The 21785-nt window shown below is 64.9% G+C and carries 19 protein-coding genes, 1 tRNA gene and 1 other RNA gene; 11 read left to right on the forward strand and 10 right to left on the reverse strand.

From position 1 onward, the window contains the following. Window positions 1-87 precede the first annotated feature (87 nt). A tRNA-Ser gene (locus tag Q4G50_RS00440) sits at window positions 88-173 on the reverse strand. Window positions 174-315: 142 nt separating this feature from the next. On the opposite strand from Q4G50_RS00440, the gene ffs reads away from it, so the two are divergent. The 6 genes from ffs to recR all read left to right on the forward strand — a co-directional run bounded on the left by ffs (window position 316) and on the right by recR (window position 5448). After that, an RNA gene (ffs, locus tag Q4G50_RS00445) (signal recognition particle sRNA small type) lies at window positions 316-412 on the forward strand. A gap of 81 nt (window positions 413-493) precedes the next feature. Then, entirely contained in the window at window positions 494-1765 is a 1272-nt protein-coding gene (locus Q4G50_RS00450) for an aminotransferase class I/II-fold pyridoxal phosphate-dependent enzyme (protein WP_303375664.1), read from the forward strand. Further along, window positions 1766-2275 (forward strand): suppressor of fused domain protein, encoded by a 510-nt coding sequence (locus tag Q4G50_RS00455; protein ID WP_303375665.1) that lies wholly within the window; start codon window positions 1766-1768, stop codon window positions 2273-2275. Window positions 2276-2293: 18 nt separating this feature from the next. Beyond that, window positions 2294-4360 (forward strand): DNA polymerase III subunit gamma and tau, encoded by a 2067-nt coding sequence (locus Q4G50_RS00460; protein ID WP_303375666.1) that lies wholly within the window; start codon window positions 2294-2296, stop codon window positions 4358-4360. 39 nt (window positions 4361-4399) lie between these two features. Further along, window positions 4400-4723 (forward strand): YbaB/EbfC family nucleoid-associated protein, encoded by a 324-nt coding sequence (locus Q4G50_RS00465; RefSeq protein WP_303375667.1) that lies wholly within the window; start codon window positions 4400-4402, stop codon window positions 4721-4723. Window positions 4724-4806: 83 nt separating this feature from the next. After that, a complete protein-coding gene (gene recR, locus Q4G50_RS00470; protein ID WP_303375668.1) occupies window positions 4807-5448 on the forward strand; it encodes a recombination mediator RecR in 642 nt (213 codons plus the stop codon). A gap of 308 nt (window positions 5449-5756) precedes the next feature. Here recR and Q4G50_RS00475 read toward each other — a convergent pair whose 3' ends face one another. The 6 genes from Q4G50_RS00475 to Q4G50_RS00500 form a co-directional block, all read right to left on the reverse strand. Further along, entirely contained in the window at window positions 5757-6722 is a 966-nt protein-coding gene (locus tag Q4G50_RS00475) for a cation diffusion facilitator family transporter (protein WP_303375669.1), read from the reverse strand. Next, window positions 6719-7720, reverse strand: a complete 1002-nt coding sequence (locus Q4G50_RS00480; RefSeq protein ID WP_303375670.1) for a cation diffusion facilitator family transporter — start codon at window positions 7718-7720, stop codon at window positions 6719-6721. The genes Q4G50_RS00475 and Q4G50_RS00480 overlap by 4 nt, the downstream gene beginning before the upstream one ends. Continuing rightward, on the reverse strand, window positions 7720-8124 hold the full coding sequence (locus tag Q4G50_RS00485; RefSeq protein ID WP_303375741.1) for a transporter substrate-binding domain-containing protein: 405 nt from the start codon (window positions 8122-8124) through the stop codon (window positions 7720-7722). The genes Q4G50_RS00480 and Q4G50_RS00485 overlap by 1 nt, the downstream gene beginning before the upstream one ends. Window positions 8125-8216: 92 nt before the next feature. Continuing rightward, entirely contained in the window at window positions 8217-8969 is a 753-nt protein-coding gene (locus tag Q4G50_RS00490; RefSeq protein ID WP_303375671.1) for a type 1 glutamine amidotransferase, read from the reverse strand. Next, window positions 8962-10239: a Mur ligase family protein gene (locus Q4G50_RS00495; protein WP_303375672.1), complete on the reverse strand. Its 1278-nt coding sequence runs from the start codon at window positions 10237-10239 to the stop codon at window positions 8962-8964. Before Q4G50_RS00495 ends, Q4G50_RS00490 begins: the two co-directional genes overlap by 8 nt. 15 nt (window positions 10240-10254) lie before the next feature. After that, a complete protein-coding gene (locus tag Q4G50_RS00500; RefSeq protein ID WP_303375673.1) occupies window positions 10255-11274 on the reverse strand; it encodes an exonuclease domain-containing protein in 1020 nt (339 codons plus the stop codon). A 214-nt stretch (window positions 11275-11488) separates the two neighbouring features. On the opposite strand from Q4G50_RS00500, the gene Q4G50_RS00505 reads away from it, so the two are divergent. Beyond that, the gene (locus Q4G50_RS00505; protein WP_303375674.1) at window positions 11489-12118 is read left to right on the forward strand and encodes a MerR family transcriptional regulator; all 630 of its coding nucleotides are present in this window, start codon (window positions 11489-11491) and stop codon (window positions 12116-12118) included. A gap of 69 nt (window positions 12119-12187) precedes the next feature. Here the strand turns inward: Q4G50_RS00505 and leuA are convergent, their stop codons facing one another. Then, window positions 12188-14035 carry a 2-isopropylmalate synthase gene (leuA, locus tag Q4G50_RS00510; protein WP_303375675.1) on the reverse strand — a complete coding sequence of 616 codons (1848 nt, stop codon included), beginning with the start codon at window positions 14033-14035 and terminating at the stop codon, window positions 12188-12190. A 558-nt stretch (window positions 14036-14593) separates the two neighbouring features. After that, window positions 14594-14755: a hypothetical protein gene (locus Q4G50_RS00515; RefSeq protein ID WP_303375676.1), complete on the reverse strand. Its 162-nt coding sequence runs from the start codon at window positions 14753-14755 to the stop codon at window positions 14594-14596. Window positions 14756-14862: 107 nt separating this feature from the next. On the opposite strand from Q4G50_RS00515, the gene Q4G50_RS00520 reads away from it, so the two are divergent. Beyond that, the gene (locus Q4G50_RS00520) at window positions 14863-15975 is read left to right on the forward strand and encodes a hypothetical protein (protein WP_303375677.1); all 1113 of its coding nucleotides are present in this window, start codon (window positions 14863-14865) and stop codon (window positions 15973-15975) included. A 102-nt stretch (window positions 15976-16077) separates the two neighbouring features. Here Q4G50_RS00520 and Q4G50_RS00525 read toward each other — a convergent pair whose 3' ends face one another. Further along, window positions 16078-16932 (reverse strand): DMT family transporter, encoded by an 855-nt coding sequence (locus Q4G50_RS00525; RefSeq protein ID WP_303375678.1) that lies wholly within the window; start codon window positions 16930-16932, stop codon window positions 16078-16080. A 129-nt stretch (window positions 16933-17061) separates the two neighbouring features. Between Q4G50_RS00525 and Q4G50_RS00530 the strand changes: the two genes are divergently transcribed. The 3 genes from Q4G50_RS00530 (at window position 17062) to Q4G50_RS00540 (ending at window position 21782) form a co-directional block, all read left to right on the forward strand. Next, on the forward strand, window positions 17062-18327 hold the full coding sequence (locus Q4G50_RS00530) for an aspartate kinase (protein ID WP_303375679.1): 1266 nt from the start codon (window positions 17062-17064) through the stop codon (window positions 18325-18327). Between the two features lie 23 nt (window positions 18328-18350). Further along, window positions 18351-19382, forward strand: coding sequence for an aspartate-semialdehyde dehydrogenase (locus Q4G50_RS00535; RefSeq protein ID WP_303375680.1), 1032 nt, complete (start codon window positions 18351-18353; stop codon window positions 19380-19382). 315 nt (window positions 19383-19697) lie between these two features. Continuing rightward, the gene (locus Q4G50_RS00540; RefSeq protein WP_303375681.1) at window positions 19698-21782 is read left to right on the forward strand and encodes an SdrD B-like domain-containing protein; all 2085 of its coding nucleotides are present in this window, start codon (window positions 19698-19700) and stop codon (window positions 21780-21782) included. Window positions 21783-21785 lie beyond the last annotated feature (3 nt).

The raw sequence follows: 21785 nt of genomic DNA on the forward strand, positions 1-21785 counted from the left end.
TTTTTCCGGGCCCATTTTGGGGCCTCCTGCATGGCGTTCTACCTGAATCGCGAAAAGCCTCGGCGTAATGCCGAGGCTTTCCATCTGCGGAGGATGTGGGATTTGAACCCACGAGGGTATTGCTACCCGCACGCGTTCCAGGCGTGTGACATAGGCCGCTAGTCGAATCCTCCTGATCACTGCGGCCGCGGTGACCGTGGTCGCTGTGTTCTCGTGAAACAGTACACAACATCGCGCTGAAAATACAAATCGCTGGTCAGGGGCGTCGATAAGCGGGGATTTGGCCTCTGTACCCCGCGATGGGTTAGAGTTGGCGGCAGGATCCCGTGCGGCGTTCATCTTGTGAACTCCCCCAGGGCAGGAATGCAGCAAGGGTCAGCGAGCTCTGACGGGTGCGCGGGATCCCCTTTTTTGATTCGGGGGAATCTCACTTCACGCGAGAAACGTCTACCATTGTGGCCGAACACTCCACGATGGAAAGCAGGCCCTTAACGTGACGCTCCTCGACTTCGATTCTGACCGCCTCGCCGAGTTCGCGGCGCAGGTCCGCAAGGACTATGACGATCTCAAGGCCAGAAACCTCAAGCTCGACCTCACCCGCGGCAAGCCGTCGTCTGAGCAGCTCGATTTCGCTGAGCCGCTGCTGGCGCTGCCCGGTGAAGGTGACCACGCCGACGCGGACGGCACCGACGTCCGTAACTACGGCAACCTCAAGGGCATCCGCGACATCCGTGCGATCTGGGCTGAGGTCCTCGGTGTGGACCCGGAGCTGCTCATCGCCGGCGACTCCTCCTCGCTGAACATCATGTTCGACTTGATCTCCTGGTCCTACGCCTTCGGCAACAACGACTCGCAGCAGCCCTGGCGCGAGGAGGAGAAGGTCCGCTGGATCTGCCCCGTGCCGGGCTATGACCGTCACTTCACCATCTCCGAGCAGTTCGGCTTCGAGATGGTCACTGTGCCGATGCTGGAGGACGGCCCCGACGTCGAGGCTATCCGGGAACTGGTGAAGGATCCGCAGGTCAAGGGCATGTGGGCGGTGCCGATGTTCGGTAACCCGACCGGCATCACCTTTTCCGAGGAGGTCTGCCGCGAGCTCGCCGCCCTGGAGACTGCCGCCCCGGACTTCCGCGTCGTGTGGGACAACGCCTACGCCGTGCACACCCTCACTGATGAGTTCCCGCCGATCCACGACGTCGTTGGCATGGCCACCGAGGCCGGTCACCCGAACCGTTTCTGGGTGATGTCCTCGACCTCCAAGATCACCCTGGCCGGTGCCGGTGTGAGCTTCTTCCATTCCTCGGCGGAGAACCTCGCCTGGTACCAGTCGATCGCCGGGGTGCGTGGTATCGGTCCGAACAAGGTCAACCAGCTGGCCCATGCCCGCTACTTCGGTGATGCGGAGGGCGTGCGCGCCGTCATGCGTAAGCACGCCGGCTCCCTGGCCCCGAAGTTCACCCGCGTCCTGGAGATCATGGAGCGCCGCCTCGGTGAGTACGAGGTGGCCCGCTGGACGAAGCCGGAGGGTGGTTACTTCATCTCCCTCGACGTCATCGACGGCACCGCCTCCCGCGTGGTGGAGCTGGCCAAGGAGGCCGGTATCGCGCTGACCGGCGCGGGCTCCTCCTTCCCGCTGAAGAATGACCCGAACAACCGCAACATCCGCCTCGCTCCCTCGCTGCCGCCGGTGGAGGAGCTGGAGGTCGCCATGGATGGTGTGGCCACTTGCGTGCTGCTGGCGGCCGTCGAGAAGCTCGGGGCGTAAATGAACCGCGACGACACCATCTACTGGATTTCCCAGCTCATCCCGGGTGAGCTGGTGATTGGTGAGGATGTCGTCACCGCGGATCTCGGCGACGGGCAGACCGTGGCGGTGACGCTCGGTTTCGCCGATGTGGATACCGGGCTCCACGCCGTGGAGGAGGAACTTCCGGTGCGCTCGGAACTCATCATCGTGGCGCGCGCCTCGGTGGAGGAACTGACGGCGGTGCTGCGGGCGGCCGTCGCAAAGTTCACGGGATTTCTGCCTGCCCAGCCGGGCACGATGCTGCCGCAGTTGCACAAGGTCAAGGCGGTGGAACACGGACTGTTCGTGCCCCCGTATCTATGGGGCGGAGAGACCCCGCGCGTCACGGAGGAGGAGCGGTTGACGGTGCTGCTGCAGCTGGTCATGCTTACCGACGCCGAGTACGCCTACGCCGTCGAGGAAGGCCCGGGTGCCCTCCAGCAGGCCTTGGGTGAGGCCGGGATCGATCTTCTCGACTGGGCCCGCTAGCCGGGTAAGGTTGGCGCCGTGGCTCTCTACCGGAAATACCGTCCCGCGTCCTTCGCCGAGGTCGTCGGCCAGGAGCAGGTGACCCGGCCCCTGTCGGTGGCCCTCGACTCCGGCCGCATCAACCACGCCTACCTGTTCTCGGGTCCCCGCGGTTGCGGCAAGACGTCGTCGGCGCGCATCCTGGCGCGTTCCCTCAACTGCATCGAGGGGCCGACGTCGAACCCGTGTGGCGAATGCCCGTCGTGCGTGTCGCTGGCCCCGGGCGGGCCGGGCAACCTGGACGTCACGGAGCTGGACGCGGCCTCGCACCGCGGTGTCGACGACATGCGTGAGCTGCGCGATTCCGCCATCTTTGCGCCCGCCGAGTCCCGCTACCGCGTCTTCATCATCGATGAGGCGCACATGATCACCCGCGAAGGCTCCAACGCGCTGCTCAAGATCGTGGAGGAGCCGCCGGAGCACCTCATCTTCATCTTCGCCACGACGGAGCCGGAGAAGGTCATCGGCACCATCCGCTCGCGCACCCACCATTACCCGTTCCGCCTGCTCACCCCACAGTCGATGCGCGGGCTGCTGGAACGCACCGTGGATGCCGAAGGCGTGCGTGTCGAGGATTCGGTGTATCCGCTGGTTATCCGCGCTGGCGGCGGCTCGCCGCGCGACTCGCTGTCCATCCTGGACCAGCTCATCGCCGGCTCCCCGCCGGAGGGCTTGTCGTACGAGGTCGCGTTGCCGTTGTTGGGAGTCACCGATCTTTCGCTTATCGACGCCACCGTCAACGCCCTCGCCACCGGCGACCGCGCCGCCCTCTTCCAGACAGTCGATGACGTCATCGAGGCCGGCCACGATCCGCGTCGTTTCGTCGAGGATCTGCTGGAGAGGTTGCGCGACCTCATGGTCCTGCAGGCCGTGCCCGATGCCTTCGACCTCGGGCTCGTCGACGCGCCCACCGACCGCGCCACCGTCTTGTCCGAGCAGGCCGCCGGTTTCACCGCCGGTCAGCTCGCCCATCTGGCCGCCACGGTGAACGAGCGCATCGCCGACATGCGCGGCGCCACCTCCCCGCGCCTGCTGCTGGAGATCCTCTGCGCCCACCTGCTGTTGCCCGCCGCACCCGTGCAGGGTGCCGGGGTGGCTCCGGCGGCTCCGGCTCCGGTTGCCGCTGCTCCGGCGCCGACTTCGGGCAAGGTCTACGAGCGACCGTCCGTGCGCCGGGCCCGCGAGGAGGCAGAGAAGAAGGCGGCCCCTGAACCACCGACGCCGGAACCTGAGCCGAAGGCAGAGCCCGCGACTGCGCAGGATCCTGTCGAAGCACTGCGTTCCCGCTGGTCTGCCATCCGCGATGAGGTCGCCCGCCAGAACAAGGTGGCCGCCATCATGCTGGCGGAGGCCCGCGTCCTCGGCCTCAAGGACGACACCCTGGTCCTCGGCCACAACACCGGTGCCCTGGCGGAGCGGCTCAACGCGGAATCGAACAACGCGGTCATCGCGAAGGTGGTCTCCGCGGAGGCGGGGCGCGAGTTGCAGGTCCACTGCGTCATCGGCACCGACCCGGCCGCTGCCGGGTTCAGCCCGACTCCGAAGAAGGAGACGTGGAAACCGCAGACCGCGGAAGCCGACCGAGAAACCCCCGAGGAGCCCGAGAGTCCGGCCCCCACTGAGCCCGCCTCATCGTGGGGTAAGCCACGCGCCCTCGGTGGGGACAACGCCACCCCGGTGCCCGCCCCTGCGATGCCCCCGACGACGCCTCCGCCCGCTGAGGAGAACAGGCCCTCCTGGCAGCGCATCGCCGAGCGGGGCCGGGCCAACGCCGCCCGCCAGGCCGCCGAACGCGCCGCCCGACCCGCCTTCGACGATGACGTGCCCCTGCCGCCGGAGCCAATGGACGACCATGAGCCCCCGCCGGAGGAACCGCCCGCCCCGGCGGTGACTGGGGTGACGTCGGTGGCGTCGGTGGCGTCGCAAAGCGATGAAGAAGAGGAAATGCTCAAGGCGGCGCAAGAGCCGGGCACCTACGACCGGCGCGATGCGACGACCATCGCGATGGAGCTGCTGGAGCAGGAGCTCGGCGCGCGGCGCCTGTAGACTGGCCGTCGACAAAATCAACCGACGAAAGGCACACCTATGACTCAGCCGGATATGTCCCAGATCCTTGCCCAGGCCCAGGAAATGCAGGCCAAGCTGCAGCAGGCGCAGCAGGAGATCCTCGCCACCGAGGTCACCGGCGAGGCCGGTAATGGCCTGGTGAAGGTCACCATGACCGGTGGCGGCGAAGTTACCAACGTGGTCATCGACCCGCAGGTCGTCGACCCGGAGGACGTAGAAACCCTGCAGGACCTGCTCACCGGCGCCTTCCGTAACGCTCACGAGCAGGCCGGCAACCTCGCCGCTGAGAAGATGGGCCCGCTGTCCCAGGGCGGCGACCCGTTCGGCGGGATGCTCGGCTAAACACCGGCGCATGCAACCCCCGATTCGGTTGGATCGGGGGTTGTCGCTATTCTCCAACTGGACCACCGAAGAAAGGCGAGCACGTGTTTGAAGGACCGCTGCAGGATCTCATCGACGAGCTCTCCCGCCTCCCCGGCGTCGGCCCGAAGAGCGCGCAGCGAATCGCCTTCCACCTGCTGGCTGTCGAGCCGGATGACATCGATCGACTCACCGCAGCGCTGGAGGCTGTGCGCGACGGTGTCAGCTTCTGCCGCATCTGCTGTAACGTGTCTCGGCAGGAAGTGTGCCGCATCTGCGCCGACTCAGGCCGCGACCGCGGCATGATCTGTGTCGTCGAGGAGCCGAAGGACATCCAGGTCATCGAGCGCACCGGCGAGTACACCGGCCGCTACCACGTCCTCGGCGGGGCCTTGGATCCCTTGGCCAACGTCGGCCCGAAAGACCTCCACATCACGGAGTTGCTGCAGCGCATCGGTGGGGTGCTGCCCGACCGTGAGCTAGCCGATTCCACCCACGACACAGCGCCCGATGTCCACGAGGTCATCATCGCCACCGACCCCAACACCGAGGGCGAGGCCACGGCCTCCTACCTGGCGCGCCTGCTCAAGGATTTCCCGGACCTGGTGATTTCCCGCCTGGCGTCCGGCATGCCCCTGGGCGGGGATCTGGAGTTCGTCGACGAGCTGACGCTCTCGCGCGCGCTGAGTGGACGGTTGCAGATCTGAGGGCCGCCTGATTCTCTTACAAGGCGCTTGTGCTGACCTGGGGGAATGCGGGCGCGTGGCTCCGCTGGGGTGAGATTTTCAGGCGGGCCCGGGTTTGGTGGGCCCGCACGTAAGGCGGCCGCCTGATTCTCTTACATGGCGCTTGTGCTGACCTGGGGGAATGCCGGTGCGGGGCTCCGCTGGGGTGAGATTTTCAGGCGGGCCCGGGTTCGGCAGGCCCGCACGTAAGGCGGCCGCCTGATTCTCTTACAAGGCGCTTGTGCTGACCTGGGGGAATGCGGGCGCGTGGCTCCGCTGGGGTGAGATTTTCAGGCGAGGAGGTGGCGCGGCAGCTCGGTCACCAGCACCACGGAAACATCGTAGGCCTTCCAGTCCAGCTCGCGGACCCGCTCACGCAACTCCTCCAGGTCTGCGGCGGTGGGGTTGTGATCGTCGGCGACGACGAAAAGTTCGATGTGCAGCACCTGCCCGAGATCGCGGGCTCTGACCGCGGCCTGCGCCACCCAGCTGGTGTCGGTGGCGCAGGTCTCGATGCGATCGATGAGCGGGTTGACTTCCTTGCTGTCGTGGGTGCGGGCCTGGATGTCGGTGAGTCCGGTGATGGCGGACTTCATGTTGCGGTAGCCGTCGCCGACGATGGAAATGCCGACGAAGATGGCAGCGAGCGGGTCAGCCCACCACAGTCCGATACCGACCCCGAGCACGCCGACGCTGGTGGACACGGCGGTCATCCAGTCGGCTTTGCTCATGTCTGCGTCGGCGTAAAGAGCCTTGTTGTTGAGCGCCTCCGCGTAGCGCAGTTTGTAGCGGGCCAGAATCACGGGCGGGATGCCGAAGATGCTGACAATGGCGATCATCACCCAGCCAGCCCAGATGTCGTGGCCGAACAGCACCATGATGCCGATGGCGGTGCGTTCCCCGGCGAGCACGCCCCGCACGGAGTCGAAGATCAGCAACCCGCCCATCGCCAGCAGTGCCGCGGCGGAGACGAGCTGGCCGATGCCTACACCCCGGTGGTAGCCGTAGGGGTAGCGTCGGCTGCGCTTGTGGCGGATGAGCCGCATCGCGATGAGGAAGGCGATCGGGGGGAGGAAAGTGAGGGCGTCCTCGACCCACGCCGCGCGCATCGCGTCGGATTGACCGGCGACCAAAGCGGTGAGCGCGACGGAGGGGATGAGGTAGCCGATGGATAACCATTCGACGATGATCGCCTTTCGGGAGGTCTGCTCGACGTCCTCGGGCATGTTCTCGGGGGTGTCGCGTAGGTCGCTCACGGGGATTCTCCTTCCGCAATGGCGTGCGCTCGTGTGTCGCGGAGGTGGGCGGGGATGTCGAAGACGGGGACCACCTGAACGTCATGCAGTTTCCAGTCGAGCTGGTGCAGCTGGCGGCGCAGGCTGTCGAGCTCGATCATCGTGGGATCGTGTCCTGGTTCAGGGACGACGAGCATCTCGACGTGGAAGAGGTGCCCCTGGTCGCGGACGCGGGCCTCGGCGTCGGCCACCCACACGGTGCTGCGGACGAGGTGTTCAGCCTCATCGATGAGCGGATGCTCCTCCTCGTTGAAGGTGAGGGCGCGGGTGTCCAGCAGATCCTGCACGGCGGCGGTGAGGTTGTTCCAGCCGTCCCAGACGATGGAAGCGCCGACGACAATTGCGGCGACCGCATCAGTCCACCACAGGCCGACCCCGATGCCGAGGACACCGATGATGGTGGCCAGCGCTGTCTGCCAGTCGGCCTTGGCCATGTCGGCGTCGGCGTAGAGGACCTTGTCGTGCAGGGTCTTCGCCAGCCGTAGCTTCCTCCGACCCAGCAGAACCGGGGGAACAGCGGTGGCCGCCATGACGACGACCATGAGCCACCCGGCCCAGATCTCCTGCCCGAACAGCACCGTGAGGCCGATGGGCGGGCGTTCCCCGGCGGTCAGACCCATGACCGAGTCGGCCACGAGGAATCCGCCCATGAGCAGCAGCGCCGTCGCGGAGACCAGATGTGCGGCCCCGATCGAGCGGTGGTACCCGAAGGGGAATCGCCGGTTGGCGCCGATGCGGATGACACGGGTGGCGACGAGGAAGGCGATGGGAGGGAGGAAAGAGAGGAGGTCGTCTACAAGCGCGGCCTGCATGGCCTGGGATTGGCCCATGACCAGGTAGACAAGAGTGGCGCTGACGACAAGAAGTCCGATGGTCGCCCACTCGAGGCGGATCGCTTGGCGCAGTGCCTGTTGCTGTTTTTCCGGCAGGGCGTCATGGCCGGATCTGGCGGGCGCCATCAGATCTCCCCGTGCTCCCGGGCAAGGTGGCGTTCGAGGGCGACCATGAGTTCGTTTTCACCCATCCGCAGCCCCATGACCTGGTCGCCGGTGTAGGGGCGGGTCAGGGCCATCGCGTCGGACCAGGGGGCATCGGTCGTGAGACCCCCGATGACGATGTCGAGTTCCCCCTCCTCGATCAGCTCCGCCAGGACGCTTTCCGGACCGGTGTGCCATTCGATGTCGGCGTCGATGGTCTCGGCGAAGGAGGAGATGAGGTCCGCTTCGGTGCCGGTGATGTCCCCGTCGTCCCCGATGGTGGTCCACGGGCGATGCTCGGAGACCCCGACGACCAGGGTGCCGCCGGTGGCGCGGTCAAGGGTGCCTTCTGTGTCGGCGGGGATCGACCCGCAGGCCCCGAGCATCAGCCCGGAGGTCGCGAGCAGGATCAGACTCCAACGGCGCACAGCGCACCTCCCACATAAACTGCTTTTGATATGTGGGTGTGATTCTACCGCTACTTCAGGCGTTCGAGACGCAGCTTATTGACGACCGCGATCTCCAGCGGTTCCAGTTCCGTCAGCTTCACGCCCATGGCGTGAGCCAGCAGCAGGTCCGCCAGCTGGGGGTTGCGGGCCAGGACGGGGCCGTGCATGTAGGTGGCCACGACGCTGCCCTGCACGGCACCCTCGGCAAACCGCTGGCGGGTGCCGTCGGCGACGTCGGCAGAGGCGGCCACATCGCAGTTGCCGGTGCCGCGGGTGACCCGGCCCAGCGGCTCGGCGCCGGGGCCTAGGAGGGTGGCGCCGAGGTGGTTTTCGAAACCGGTGAGCGGCTCGGTGAGCTCGGCGGTGATGCCCGCGCGGGTGGGCGTCGATGAGACTTCACCGATGGCGCGGGTCTGGAGGGCGATGGTGGTGGCGTCGATAAGCCCGAGACCGTCAACGACCCGACCGCCGGCGCGGAAGGATTCACCGAGGACCTGCAGGCCGGCGCACACGGCCAGGACGGGGCGGCCGGACCAGGCGGCACGGGTCAGGCCGCCGTCGGCGATGAGGTGCTCCGCCGCGAGGATCTGCGCGGTGTCCTCGCCGCCGCCGACGCAGTAGATGTCCAGCGACTCGGGCACTGCCTCGCCGAGTTTGATCGGCAGGATGTCAGCGGAAAAGCCCCGCATGCGGGCGCGCTGGCGCAGGACCAGGGCGTTTCCGTCATCGCCGTAAGTGCCCAGGACGTCGGGAAGCACGAGTCCGATGCTCAGGTCAGCCACGGGAGGTCTCCTTCTGCAGGGCGGCCTTCAGATCGCGGAAGGCGGTGTAATTGGCCAGGACCTCGATGCGCCCGGGCGGGCAGTCGAGGATCGCCTGGAGGGGGTCGGGGATGAGTTCATGGGAAATATCGGCGTAGGTCAGGCGCACCGCGAGGTCGGTGCCGCGCTCGCCGGCGGCCTTGACCGCCAGTCCCTCGAAATCCTCGAAGCGGACATCCCACAGCCAGGACAGGTCCTCGCCGTCGGCGACCTGGCCGTTGACGGCGATAACCAGCCCGTCAGCCGAACGATCCACCATGGACAACGCCTCCTGCCAGCCAGCCGGATTCTTGGCCAGCAACAGATGGATGTCACGCTCACCCAGGCGGATCGTGGAGTAGCGGCCGGCGACATTATCGACGGACTCGGCGGCTGCGACGGCGTCGATAAGCGGGACGTCGAAACCCTCGACGGCCGCAGCAATCGCCTGCGTCGCGTTACCGCGGTTGGCGCGGCCCGGGAGCTTGAGGCTGAGCGCGGAATCCCCGTGCGGGGAGGACAGACCGTCATCGGTGATGGTCCAGGTGGGGGTGGGACGGCGGAAGCTGCGGCCGTCGGGTAGCGGCTTCACGGCCCACCAATCATCGACCTCGCGGACGACATGCCCGCCAGTGCGCGGGCAGGAGACCGAATCGCCGATCCACCCGGCGCCGGCGGAGACCCAGATGACGTTGGGGGCATCAAAGGCGACCGACGTCATGAGGACGTCGTCGCAGTTGGCGATGACCAGCATCTCCGGATTCGCCATTACCGCCCCGCGCAGCGCGCGCTCGATCTTGTTGATCTCCCCGACGCGGTCCAGCTGATCGCGGGTGAGATTGAGCAGGACCAGGGCCTGCGGGCGCAGGCGCTCGGCGACTGAAGGCACGTGCAGCTCATCGACCTCAAGCACAATATGCGAGGCATCCTTGCCGGCCAGCAGCGCCGAGATGATGCCGGCGTCCATATTGTCGCCACCGTCATTGGTGGCCACGGTGTGCCGGGAGCGGATCGCGGCGGCCAGCATCCGCGTTGTCGTCGACTTACCATTCGTGCCGGTCACCAGCACCGCAGGGCGTCCCCCGCCAAGATTCTCCATGATGGACGGGTCGATCGCGTTGGCCACCAGGCCGCCGATCATGCCGCCGGCACCCCGGCCGGATAGGCGGGAGGCGGTGGTGGCAAGCGTGGCGGCCGTGGTCGCCGCCGTGGAGCGCAGGCGGCGCAGAGCACCGGAACGTGGGAACTTCATGCCACCACAGTAGCCCTAGCGGCCGTGGGGGTTTTGTACCTTCTTCACCGCGTCGAGGAACTCCGTGTCGGTGAGCAGGGGAATGCCCTTGCGCACCGCATGCATCGCCTTGCCCCGCAGATCCTCGGTGTCATTGCACACCATGACGCTGGTGGTGCGGGTGAGTTTCTCCGAGTAGACCAACTCAGACTTCATACACGCCTCAATGAGGCGATCCGGATCGATCTCCACCTCCGGGGCGACGACGACCTCCATGCCGCGCACCAGCCGCTTGCCGGGGACATAAACGCCCGGATTGGGATGGGGGCGGGGGGCTTCCTGGGCGTCGACACGCACATGGGAACGCTGCAGGCCGAAGCGGTCGGCCCGCAGATCCCCTGGGGCGGCTGCTGCCAGGTCGCCGCGCTCGCGGATCTCGAAGAAAACGTCGATGAGGAGGTCAGTGAGCTCGCGGGACGTGTCGTGCTCGGGGCGTAGCGCACGCTCGACGGTGGCGACGGGGGAGGGGGCGTCGACATTGAGGGCGGCGGCCAGGTTGCCCAGGCGGATGTCGGGGAGGGCGATGCGGTGGCGACGCGCCGTCGCAAGCGTATCGACGATCGACGCCGGCTTCGGCACATGCCCCACCCGCTGGCGACGCCGCCGTCCGCGCCCCCGGCCGCGACCGCGCGAGCGGTTGGAACGGGCGGCGGCGTTCATGGCGCGGCGGGCCTCAGATACGATGAAACCCCACGTGCGGGGGGCGTTGTGGACGACGAGGGTGCGGTCGTCGAGAAGCCTGTCCAGCGTTTTCAGCACCTGCGAGAAACGCTGGCCCTCCGCCACCTCCTCGTGTGTGAGGCCATGGAAATGGTGCGGGCCCGGATCGCTGCCGGGATTGAGGACGGCATGAAACTCTTCACCGATCTCACCGTCTTCATTGAAGGTGAGGACGTCGACGGACACCAGGCGTGCGGTCGAGGGGTGGATGCCGGTGGCCTGTGTCGTCAGCGCGACGTAAGGAAACGCCGCGGGGTCACCGTTGTGCGTGGTCATTACACCGAGTGTAGTGGGTCGATAGGGTGGCGGGGCCACTGGCTAGCGGCGCTTGGAAACTAATCACAACGTGTGGCTGACGTATGGGAAAAATGAGAGTACGTTTAGGGCTGTCGGACTTGTTTCCAAAGCAATGGTTGACATATCATAGGCAGCAAGTTTGATATAACGGCGCACACACGGTTAAGGAAAGGCGGAGCCATAGACAATGCGAATGGCTGAGTTGAGTAGGCGGAGCGGGGTCAGCGTACCCACCATCAAGTTCTATCTACGCGAGGGGTTGCTTCCGGCGGGGCGACGCACGAAGACCAATCAGGCCTTCTACTCGGATGAGCACGTTACCCGCCTGAAGCTGATCGCCGTCCTCAGCGGAACGGCGCGTCTGTCGCTGGCAGAGGTGAAAAACGTCCTCGCTGAGCTGGATGGGCCCAATAACGTACTCGAAGCCATGGCCACCATGCAGGACTCGCTCGTGACAGAGGGTACTCCCGAGGCTGAAACCCACGTCGATGAAGCCGTGCAGCTCATGGACGACATCGTGGGCCGCCGTGGTTGGATAGTGCGACCGGATTCGGCGGCCTACCGCTCAGCCGTGCGGGCCCTCGCGGAACTGCATACAACGGACCTTGCGTGGACCCCGGAGATGATGCACGAATACGCCGACCATGCCGAGCAAATGGGTGCTCTCGATGTTGCGACGCTCGACGTCGAAGGGCCGGAGGAGGACCTGCTCGTGCAGATCGTCATGGGCACCCTGCTGCGGCGCCAGCTCGTCGATTCCTTCATTCTGCTCGCCCAGCAGCACAACGCACGTGTGCGGTATGGGGCGAATGTGACCTGCTAGGACCCCGCTCCAAAACTAAGAAAAGAGGTGGCGCAAACCTGTGCGCCACCTCTTTTGCTTAAGATATCCTTAAACGCCGCCGGCCAGGACAGGTGCCTCCACCTTGAGTGCCCGGTTGATTGCGGAAGTCAGCGCCTTGATAGAAGCGCGGGTAATGGAGCCCGCGATTCCCACGCCCCACGCGGCAGAACCGTTGACGGTGGCGTAGATGTAGCAGGCGGCCTCGGCATCGTCACCGGAGGAGCGGGCGTGCTGGGAGTAGAACTGGACCTCAGCGTCGATGCCCAGCTGCTCCAGCGCGTTGGCGTAGGCGGCGACAGGGCCGTTGCCGGTGCCGGTGATCTCCTTCTCTTCTCCCTTATGCAGGATAGTGGCGGTCACCGTGGCCTCGTCTGCGTCGGTCTCAGCATTGACGATGCGGATGGAGATCTCCTCCACCGGGTCGGTGACATCCAGGTATTCGGTGGCGAAGACATCCCACATGGCCTTGGAGTTGACCTCGCCACCCTCAGAGTCGGTGATCGCCTGGACGACGCCGGAGAACTCGGCCTGCATCTGACGCGGCAGGTTGATGCCGTGGTCCGTCTTCATGATGTAGGCAACCCCGCCCTTGCCGGACTGGGAGTTGACGCGGATAACGGCCTCGTAGTCGCGGCCCACATCCTTCGGGTCGATCGGCAGGTAGGGCACCTCCCACACGGCCTTGCCCAGCTCCTCCCAGGTGACCTCGGTGTTGTTGGCACCCGGCTTGACCTTGTCGGCCATGGCGTCCAAGCCCTTATTCACGGCATCCTGGTGGGAGCCGGAGAAGGCGGTGAAGACCAGGTCGCCACCATAGGGGTGGCGTTCCGGGACGCGCAGCTGGTTGCAATACTCGACGGTGCTGCGGATCTGGCGGATGTCGGAGAAGTCGATCTGCGGGTCCACACCCTGGGTGAGCATGTTCAGGCCCAGGGTGACCAGGCAGACGTTGCCGGTGCGCTCACCATTGCCGAACAGGCAGCCCTCGATGCGGTCGGCGCCGGCCAGGTAGCCCAATTCGGCGGCGGCCACGCCCTCACCACGGTCGTTGTGGGGGTGCAGTGACAGGATGACCGAGTCGCGGCGGTCCAGGTTGCGGTGCATCCACTCGATGGAGTCAGCGTAGACGTTCGGGGTGATCATCTCGACGGTGGATGGCAGGTTGATGTTGATCGGGTTGTCCGGGGTGGGTGCCATGACCTCGATGACGGCGTTGCAGACCTCCAGGGCGAACTCCAGCTCGGTGCCGGTGAAGGACTCGGGGGAGTACTGCCAACGCCAGTTGGTGCCCGGGTAGTCCTTGGCGATGTCCTGGATGAGGTGTGCGGCGTCGACAGCCAGCTGTTTGATGGCCGGCTTGTCCTTGCGGAACACCACGCGACGCTGCAGCTCGGAGGTGGAGTTGTAGAAGTGCACGATAACGTTCTTTGCGCCCTCGCACGCCTCGAAGGTGCGGCGGATGAGGTGCTCACGAGCCTGGACCAGCACCTGGATGGTGACGTCCTCCGGGATCATGTCCTTCTCGATGATCTCGCGCACGAAGTCGAAGTCCGTCTGAGACGCAGAGGGGAAACCCACCTCGATCTCCTTGAAGCCCATCTGCACCAGCAGGTTGAACATGCGGCGCTTGCGCTCCGGGCTCATCGGGTCGATGAGAGCCTGGTTGCCGTCACGCAGGTCTACCGCGCACCACTGCGGGGCAACGGTGATCTTCTTGTCCGGCCAGGTACGGTCCGGCAGTACGATGTCCTCGACCTCTTCGGCGAAGGGGCGGTAACGGTGTACCGGCATGGAGGAGCCACGCTGCTTGTTCCACGCGGGCTGGCCCTCGGCGCGCGGGCCGTCGGGGGTGCGGATCTCGGAGGGGGCGGAGATGAAGGAGTCGTTCGGGGACATCGGGTTTCCTTTTCGGGTCTTCTGAGCGGCTGACAGGGGCCGACAATGGCCTTCACTGTAGTAGCCAGCTGGGTCTTACCGCTCCATATTGTCGATGAAAGCGGAAGCAGCGACCGGCGACACCAAACTCCGCGACGGGGTGCCGGTCGCTTCTTTACTGGACCTGGGACCCGCCGCGGCGAAGAAGAAGGAGGTTCGCGCGGGAGAACATGCTGTGAAGTCTACACAGCGCCAGCCCCGGCGCAACACAACATTGCGAAGATGGGGGTGGGTATGGGAAAACCCCCTGGCCAGGTCTCCCGCGGCCAGGGGGTTAGCTCACTCGCTTAGAAGTGGGAGCTGATGACCTGGAACGGCCACTGAACCCACTCGACGAAGAACTCGATCGGATCGATGAGCCAGTTAACGATTTCGGTGGAGCCGTGGAACATGATGGTGCCCCTTTCAGTAGATGATTTCTTACTCTGTCCAGATTACGGAACATATCAGTACAGAGCAATGAAAATGCAGGCCCCGCCCGGACGTGATCGGCTGGGCGGGGCCTGCGGAGAGGATGACTTACTTGTCAGCCTGGGCGCCGTTCTCGGCGTCGGTCTTGTCGGCATCGGAGGACAGCAGCTCGAAGGAGTCGAACAGGCCCTTGAAGAAGTCGATGATGCCGTCGAAAAGGCCCTCGAAGTTGGAGGAGAGGGCGTCGCCGAATGCGTTGAGGTTGTCCATGAGAATTCCTTTTCAAAAACACGGGATGTGAACATCGGCAACTCTAAGCACAGCTGCCACACAGCGCAACGGCAGTTGGCAAGTGCATCACGTACTACACTGGCGACGTGTCCGCCCGATACCGCCACCTAGCTGTGCTTATCGACGCCGCCCTCATCCTCCTCATCGGCTCTACCGTGAGGGTTCTCACACTCGGTGTCATGGCCCGGGCCAATGGGGAAGACCTTACGGGCCTTTTGCACAAGTGGGACGCGCAGTATTATCTGGCGATCGCTGAGTACGGCTACTTCGATGCTCCACTGGCCACCGACGTGCCGGTGCATCACCGCACTCTCGCCTTCTTTCCCGGCTTTCCTCTATTGGTTCGCGGCGTGGGGGCTGTCACGGGTCTGGAAACGGCTGCCGCCGCGGCTTTGGTCAACATCATTGCCGGCGTCGCCATGACCGCTGCGGCCATGGTTATCGCCAGGCGGATGGGGGCTGATCGGTTCGGGATGGCGGCGGTTGGAGTTCTCGTCTCTGCAGCCCCGATGTCCATTACTTTCACCATGCCGTATACCGAAGCGCTCTTCGGGGCCCTGGCGTTCTGGGCGCTTCTCGCCCTCATGGACCGTCGTTGGGGATGGGCGGCCGGGCTCATCCTTGTGCTCGGTGTCGTGCGGATTACCGCGGTGGTGCTGATCGTGGTGTTTGTCGTGGCTGTACTCATCCGGGCACCCCGCGACCCGCGGGCTTGGGCCTGTCTGGCGCTGACGCCGTGGTCGCTGGCCGCCTATCTGGGATGGGCGAGCTGGCACACGCGAGACGTGGGCGGTTACTTCGGTATCCAGGCGCAGGGTTGGCATACGGGATTCGACTTCGGGGCCGCCACTTTCGCCTGGAGTGTGGAGATTCTCACGACCGGGACGGAGGTGGGTTACCTACTCAGTCTCGCTGTCATGCTCGCCGCAGTCATCGCGTTGGCGTTGGCGTGGGGGCGGGTTCCCGCAGAAGTGTGGACCTTCTGCGCCGCGGTCATGGCAATGGTCCTCCTGTCCGACGGGATCATGCACTCTCGCCCGCGCCTTCTGCTGCCCGCTGTGCTTGTGCTCATTCCGTGGGCGTTGCGCTGCGCTGATAGGCTGCCGCGCTGGGGAACGGGCCTCTTGGCAGGAGCCTGGATCGCGTTGGGTGCCTGGTTCTCGGGCTACATGCTGGCTGTTTTTGAGTGGGCAATCTAGCCCCGCTGTCACAACGGTTCTTGAAGATTTCGGCACCGACGCAGCCACCTGGGGTTTTAACAGCCCTCAGAAAACTTCAAGAACGGTTGTGACAGGCGCCCTTTAAGACACGCCCTTGCGCGATAGCACCACCGTCGACGCCACCATCGCGACGAACGCCAGCGCCATCAGTAGCCAACCGGACACAGTCGACACCTGGAATTTCTCCCCGAGGACCAGGTAGCCGAGGGAGAACGCGACGATGGGTTCAGAGATGGTCATCGCGGGCAGGGAGCTCTTCAGTGCGCCGGCGTTGAAGGAGTACTGCTGGACAATGGTGCCCAAGGTGGCGCCCAAGATGAGGCCGTAGGTTTCCCAGTTGGTGATGATCGCCCACACCCCGCCGTGGATGAAGATATCTACGAAGGCCTTGCTCAGCACGGCGACATAGCCGAAGAGTGCGCCGGTGACGATGCCCAGCAGCAGCGCTTTCTCCCGGCGGATCTGCAGTTGCGCGACTCTCTCAATAGTAATGAGCACCACCGCCCCGACCAGCAGCGCGGGCAGCCAGCGTTCCAGCGGTGGTTGCGGATCGCCGGGCAAGGGGCGGCCAAGGATGACCAACACGCCCACGCCCACGGTGAGGGTGCCCGCCCAGAACAGTTCGTGCGCGGAGATGCGGCGGCCATCGTATTTCGCGGCCAGTGGCAGGGTGAACATCAGCGACAGCACGAGGATCGGCTGCACCACGAGCAGGGTGCCAAAACCCAGTGCGACCACCTGTAACCCGTACCCGAGCAGGGCGGTGCCGGTGCCTGCCCACCACAGGGGGCGGGAGATGGCGTTCCAGAAGGGCGAGCCCTTCAACGAGCCGTCGGCGGGGGCTTCCTCGGCGATGCGGTGGCGCACCACGGTTCCCCACGCGATGGTGAGGGCGGAGGCCAGTGCGAACAGCACGGCCAGCAGATTGCTGTGCACCTGATCAACCTTAGTGAATGCACTCGGGATCGCAGGACGGGGCGCGCGCACCAAAGTACTCGTGACCGCCTGTGGGCAGGTACGATGAAGCCCGAACTTTGGCACCCGAGACGAAAGGCGGCCTACACGGTGGCTCTGATCGTTCAGAAATATGGAGGCTCCTCCCTGGAGACCGCGGAGCGGATCCGCGCTGTCGCCGAACGGATCGTCGCCACTAAGAAGGCCGGCAATGATGTCGTCGTGGTCTGCTCCGCGATGGGCGACACCACCGATGAACTCCTTGACCTGGCGGCCCAGGTCAACCCTGTTCCCCCGGCGCGTGAGATGGACATGCTGCTCACCGCTGGTGAGCGTATCTCCAATGCGCTGGTGGCTATGGCGATTGCTTCGCTGGGCGCGGAGGCGCAGTCCTTCACTGGTTCGCAGGCCGGTGTCCTCACCACGGAGCGGCACGGTAACGCCCGCATAGTGGATGTCACCCCGGGTCGTGTCCGCGAGGCGCTGGACAACGGCAAGATCTGCATCGTCGCCGGTTTCCAGGGTGTGAACAAGGACACCCGCGATGTGACCACACTCGGCCGCGGCGGTTCCGACACCACGGCCGTCGCCCTGGCCGCGGCTCTCGACGCGGATGTGTGCGAGATCTACTCGGATGTTGATGGCGTCTACACCGCTGATCCGCGTATCGTCCCGAATGCGCAGAAGCTGGAGAAGCTCTCCTTCGAGGAGATGCTGGAGCTGGCGGCTGTCGGTTCGAAGATTCTGGTCCTGCGTGCCGTGGAGTACGCGCGTGCGTTTAATGTTCCCCTGCGAGTTCGCTCGTCTTACAGCAATGACCCCGGCACCCTGATTGCCGGTTCGATGGAGGATATCCCCGTGGAAGAAGCAGTTCTCACTGGCGTAGCTACCGATAAGTCCGAGGCCAAGGTCACCATCCTGGGCATCCCTGACAAGCCGGGCGAGGCCGCCACGGTCTTCCGCGCTGTCGCGGACGCCGAGATCAACATCGATATGGTGCTGCAGAACGTCTCCTCCCTGGAGGATGGCACCACCGACATCACCTTCACTTGCCCGCGTTCTGATGGCCCGCGTGCCATGGAGTTGCTGAAGAAGATGCAGGAGAACAGTGGTTGGTCGAATGTGCTTTACGACGACCAAGTGGGCAAGGTTTCCCTCGTCGGTGCCGGCATGAAGTCCCACCCGGGTGTCACCGCTGATTTCGCTGAGGCGCTGCGCGACGCGAATGTCAACATCGAGCTGATCTCCACCTCGGAGATCCGTATCTCGGTGCTGACCCGTGAGGCTGATCTGGATGCCGCGGCCCGCGCCCTGCATGAGAAGTTCGAGCTCGGTGGCGACGCCGAGGCCACTGTCTACGCCGGTACCGGCCGCTAGCCCCTAGTTTTTCAGGAGTTTTTATGACCACCATTGCTGTTGTCGGAGCTACCGGCCAGGTCGGTCGCGTGATGCGCTCGATCCTGGAGGAGCGTAATTTCCCGGCTGATAAGGTCCGCTTCTTCGCCTCCCCGCGTTCGGCGGGCACGACCCTGGAGTTCCGCGGTGAGGAGATCACCGTCGAGGATCTCACCCAGGTCACCCCGGAGTCTGTCGCCGATGTCGATATCGCTCTGTTCTCTGCGGGCGGTTCCACCTCCCGTGAGTGGGCCCCGGTGTTCGCCGAGGCCGGCGCCACCGTCATCGACAACTCCTCCGCCTGGCGCAAAGACGATGAGGTCCCCCTGGTTGTTTCCGAGGTCAACGGTGCGGAGGCGAAGACCCCGTCCAAGGGCATCGTCGCCAACCCGAACTGCACCACCATGGCCGCTATGCCGGTGCTCAAGCCGCTGCATGACGCCGCTGGCCTTGTTCGCCTGCATGTCTCCTCCTACCAGGCGGTTTCCGGTTCCGGCCTGGCTGGTGTGGAGACTCTGGCGAAGCAGACCGCCGAGATCGGCGACCAGAATGTTGAGCTCGTTCACGACGGCTCCGTCGAGGCTCCGGCCGACCTCGGCCCGTACGTCGCCCCCATCGCCTACAATGCTCTGCCGCTGGCCGGCGCGCTGGTCGACGACGGTTCCCTGGAGACCGACGAGGAGCAGAAGCTGCGCAACGAGTCCCGCAAGATCCTCGGCATCCCCGAGCTGCGCGTCGCCGGCACCTGTGTCCGCGTGCCGGTCTTCACCGGCCACACCCTGACCATTCACGCGGAGTTTGATCGCCCCATCACCGTTGATGAGGCGAAGAACCTGCTTGCCGACGCCCCCGGCGTCTCGCTTGTCGACGTCCCCACCCCCCTCGACGCCGCCGGCAAGGACGATTCCCTCGTCGGTCGCATCCGCCAGGATCAGTCCGTCGACGACAACAAGGGCCTGGTTCTCGTCGTGTCCGGCGACAACCTGCGTAAGGGTGCCGCGCTCAACACCATCCAGATTGCGGAGTTGCTGGTGTAGCTGATCAACCTCCTGGAACCCTCCTCCTGGTAGTACCTGGCGGAGGGGTCCCGCCTGTCGGAGGTAAATTATTCAACAGCCGAAGATCGTTCTTCCAGCCTTTCAAGCGGTTTGCATTGGGGCGTGAAACCATGTCCGTGCCAAACAATCGAATTTGATAGGAATTTCTCATGTCGATGATGAGGAGACTGGTAGCTGCAGTATCGGCTATCGCGCTGGGAGTTGGTGGCGTTGTTGCCGCCCCGCTCGCCACGCCCGCAAAACAAACATGGTACCACCACCGACCTGTGTTCCATCAACTGCGCGGCGCAGGGTGTGCTCGACTCTGACCTGGAGACCGGAATTGGATCCCTGACCGGCTTCACTGTCACCGCGACACCGAACGAATACGGCAGTGCTGCTGCGCAGGTGCAGCACTGGGACCCGAAGACGGGTATCTCCTACTGGCGCATCCCCTTCGGCACTGCCGAAGTCCTCCAGAACGTCCGGATGGAGATTGACTTGCCGGAGGGATACGAGGTCTCGGCGATGCGGCAGAACAACGTCGTCGTCTACCTTGATGCAGGCAAGTTTGGGGAGTACGGAATCGCCGACGCCCGCCCCAACGCCGGGTACGTCAGGGGAACCTCAAGCCCGCGCTCTAATTCTCCGGAATCTAAGGAATTCCGCCAGCAGTGGACGTTGGAGTCCCAGTCCGATGAGCTTCTGGTGCTCACGATCGACGAAATGCCCGCGCGCTCCCACGCGGTTCTCCGGGCGGAACTGATGGTGGAGCCGGGTTTTGAGGTGGATCCGGTCAGCCAGGTCGATCTTCGCATCACCGCGGATCGCGCCTGCGGCATCTCCGGCAACGTCTTCAATGATGTCAACGGCAACGGCGTGTGGGACGCCGGCGAGCTCCCCCGCCCTGGTGTCCCGGTGTACCTGTTCAACTCTGCAGGCGAGATCGTGGACGACGCGGTGACCAACAACCGGGGCCAGTACCGCTTCGGTGAGCTCGGTCAGGACGACTACGTTGTCCAGTTCGCCCGCCCGGAAGGCGTCCCCGGTTACATCTTCACCCAGGGCGTCGATTCTCAGGTGAACACCGATGGTGCCACTGAGCCCCTCGTCTTCGACCTTGATACCCCGCAGTACGGACCTGATCGAGAATTCCGCAGCGTCATTGCCGGTGTGGCTGCGGCCAACCTGGTGCGCAGTGCTTCCTACGATGATTCCTACACCAGCCCGGGTGTGTCCGTCGAGGTCAACCAGACCGGCGCCCCGTTCATCCCGGCTGGCTCCCAGTATGCCGTGGACGAAGCAATCATCCCGGAAGGGTGGGACGTGGAAATCGACCCCGACTCCGGGCGCCTGACTGTCACGCCGCCGCTGGCCGCACAACCGGGTGAAAACCACGTCATCGGCGTGATCATCTCTCTCGCTGACGACGCCGGCACCGTGGAGACCACGGCACGTGTCGAGGTCGACGCCCAGATTGTCGGTTTCGAGATCGATACAGAGACCGGTGAGCTCATCGTGTTCTGGAACTACTACGACGTAGACGGCAACCCCGTGGAAGAAGTAATCGGCGTCGTCGTCGGTGAAGACTGTGTGGACGACACTGATGGTCAGGACGGCACTGACGGCGTCGGTATCGAATCCGTCGACATCCTCAACGGTGAGCTGATGATCAGCCTCACCAACGGCGAAGTTCACAACGCTGGCCCGGTGATCGGTGAGGATGGCCAGGACGGAGCCGACGGTGTCGGTATCGAATCGATCGAGATCATCAACGGTGAGCTGGTGATCACCATCACCAACGGCGAGACCCAGAACGCCGGCCCGGTGGCCGGTCAGGACGGAGCTCCGGGTCGTGTCGGCGAAGATGGCGAGGATGGCCAGGACGGCGTCGACATCGAATCCGTCGAGGTCATCAACGGTGAGCTGATCGTCACCTTCACTAACGGTGATACCGAGAATGTTGGCCGGGTCGTTGGCGAAGACGGCCAGGACGGAGCTTCGGGCCGCGACGGTGTCGACAGCCGGGATGGCCGCGACGGATCCGTCGGCGGCGGTTCGGTCGTGGGTCTGCCGGGCTCGTCGAATGGTCGATGCGTCCAGGCTGTAGCCACGGTCGGGATTCCGCTGCTGGCGCTGCTGCCCTTCGGCCTGGCGAGGCAGGTGAACATCCCCGGACTGTCGCCGCTGGTGGCTGATGCGCAGGCGCAACTGATGACGGCCAACACCGAGCTGCAGCAGCAGTCGGGAATCTATGACGGGAACACCGCCAACTTCATGGCCCAGGTCAATGCTGAGCTGCAGAAGCACGGCGCGACCGTGGGCCAGCTGGCCGGCGGTGCCGCTCTGCTGGCTGTCGGCGGGCTCGTGGCCACGTACATATATGACAATTGCGTCTAGTTC

The sequence above is a fragment of the Corynebacterium sp. genome (assembly GCF_030538285.1).
In the GTDB taxonomy this organism is placed as follows: domain Bacteria; phylum Actinomycetota; class Actinomycetes; order Mycobacteriales; family Mycobacteriaceae; genus Corynebacterium.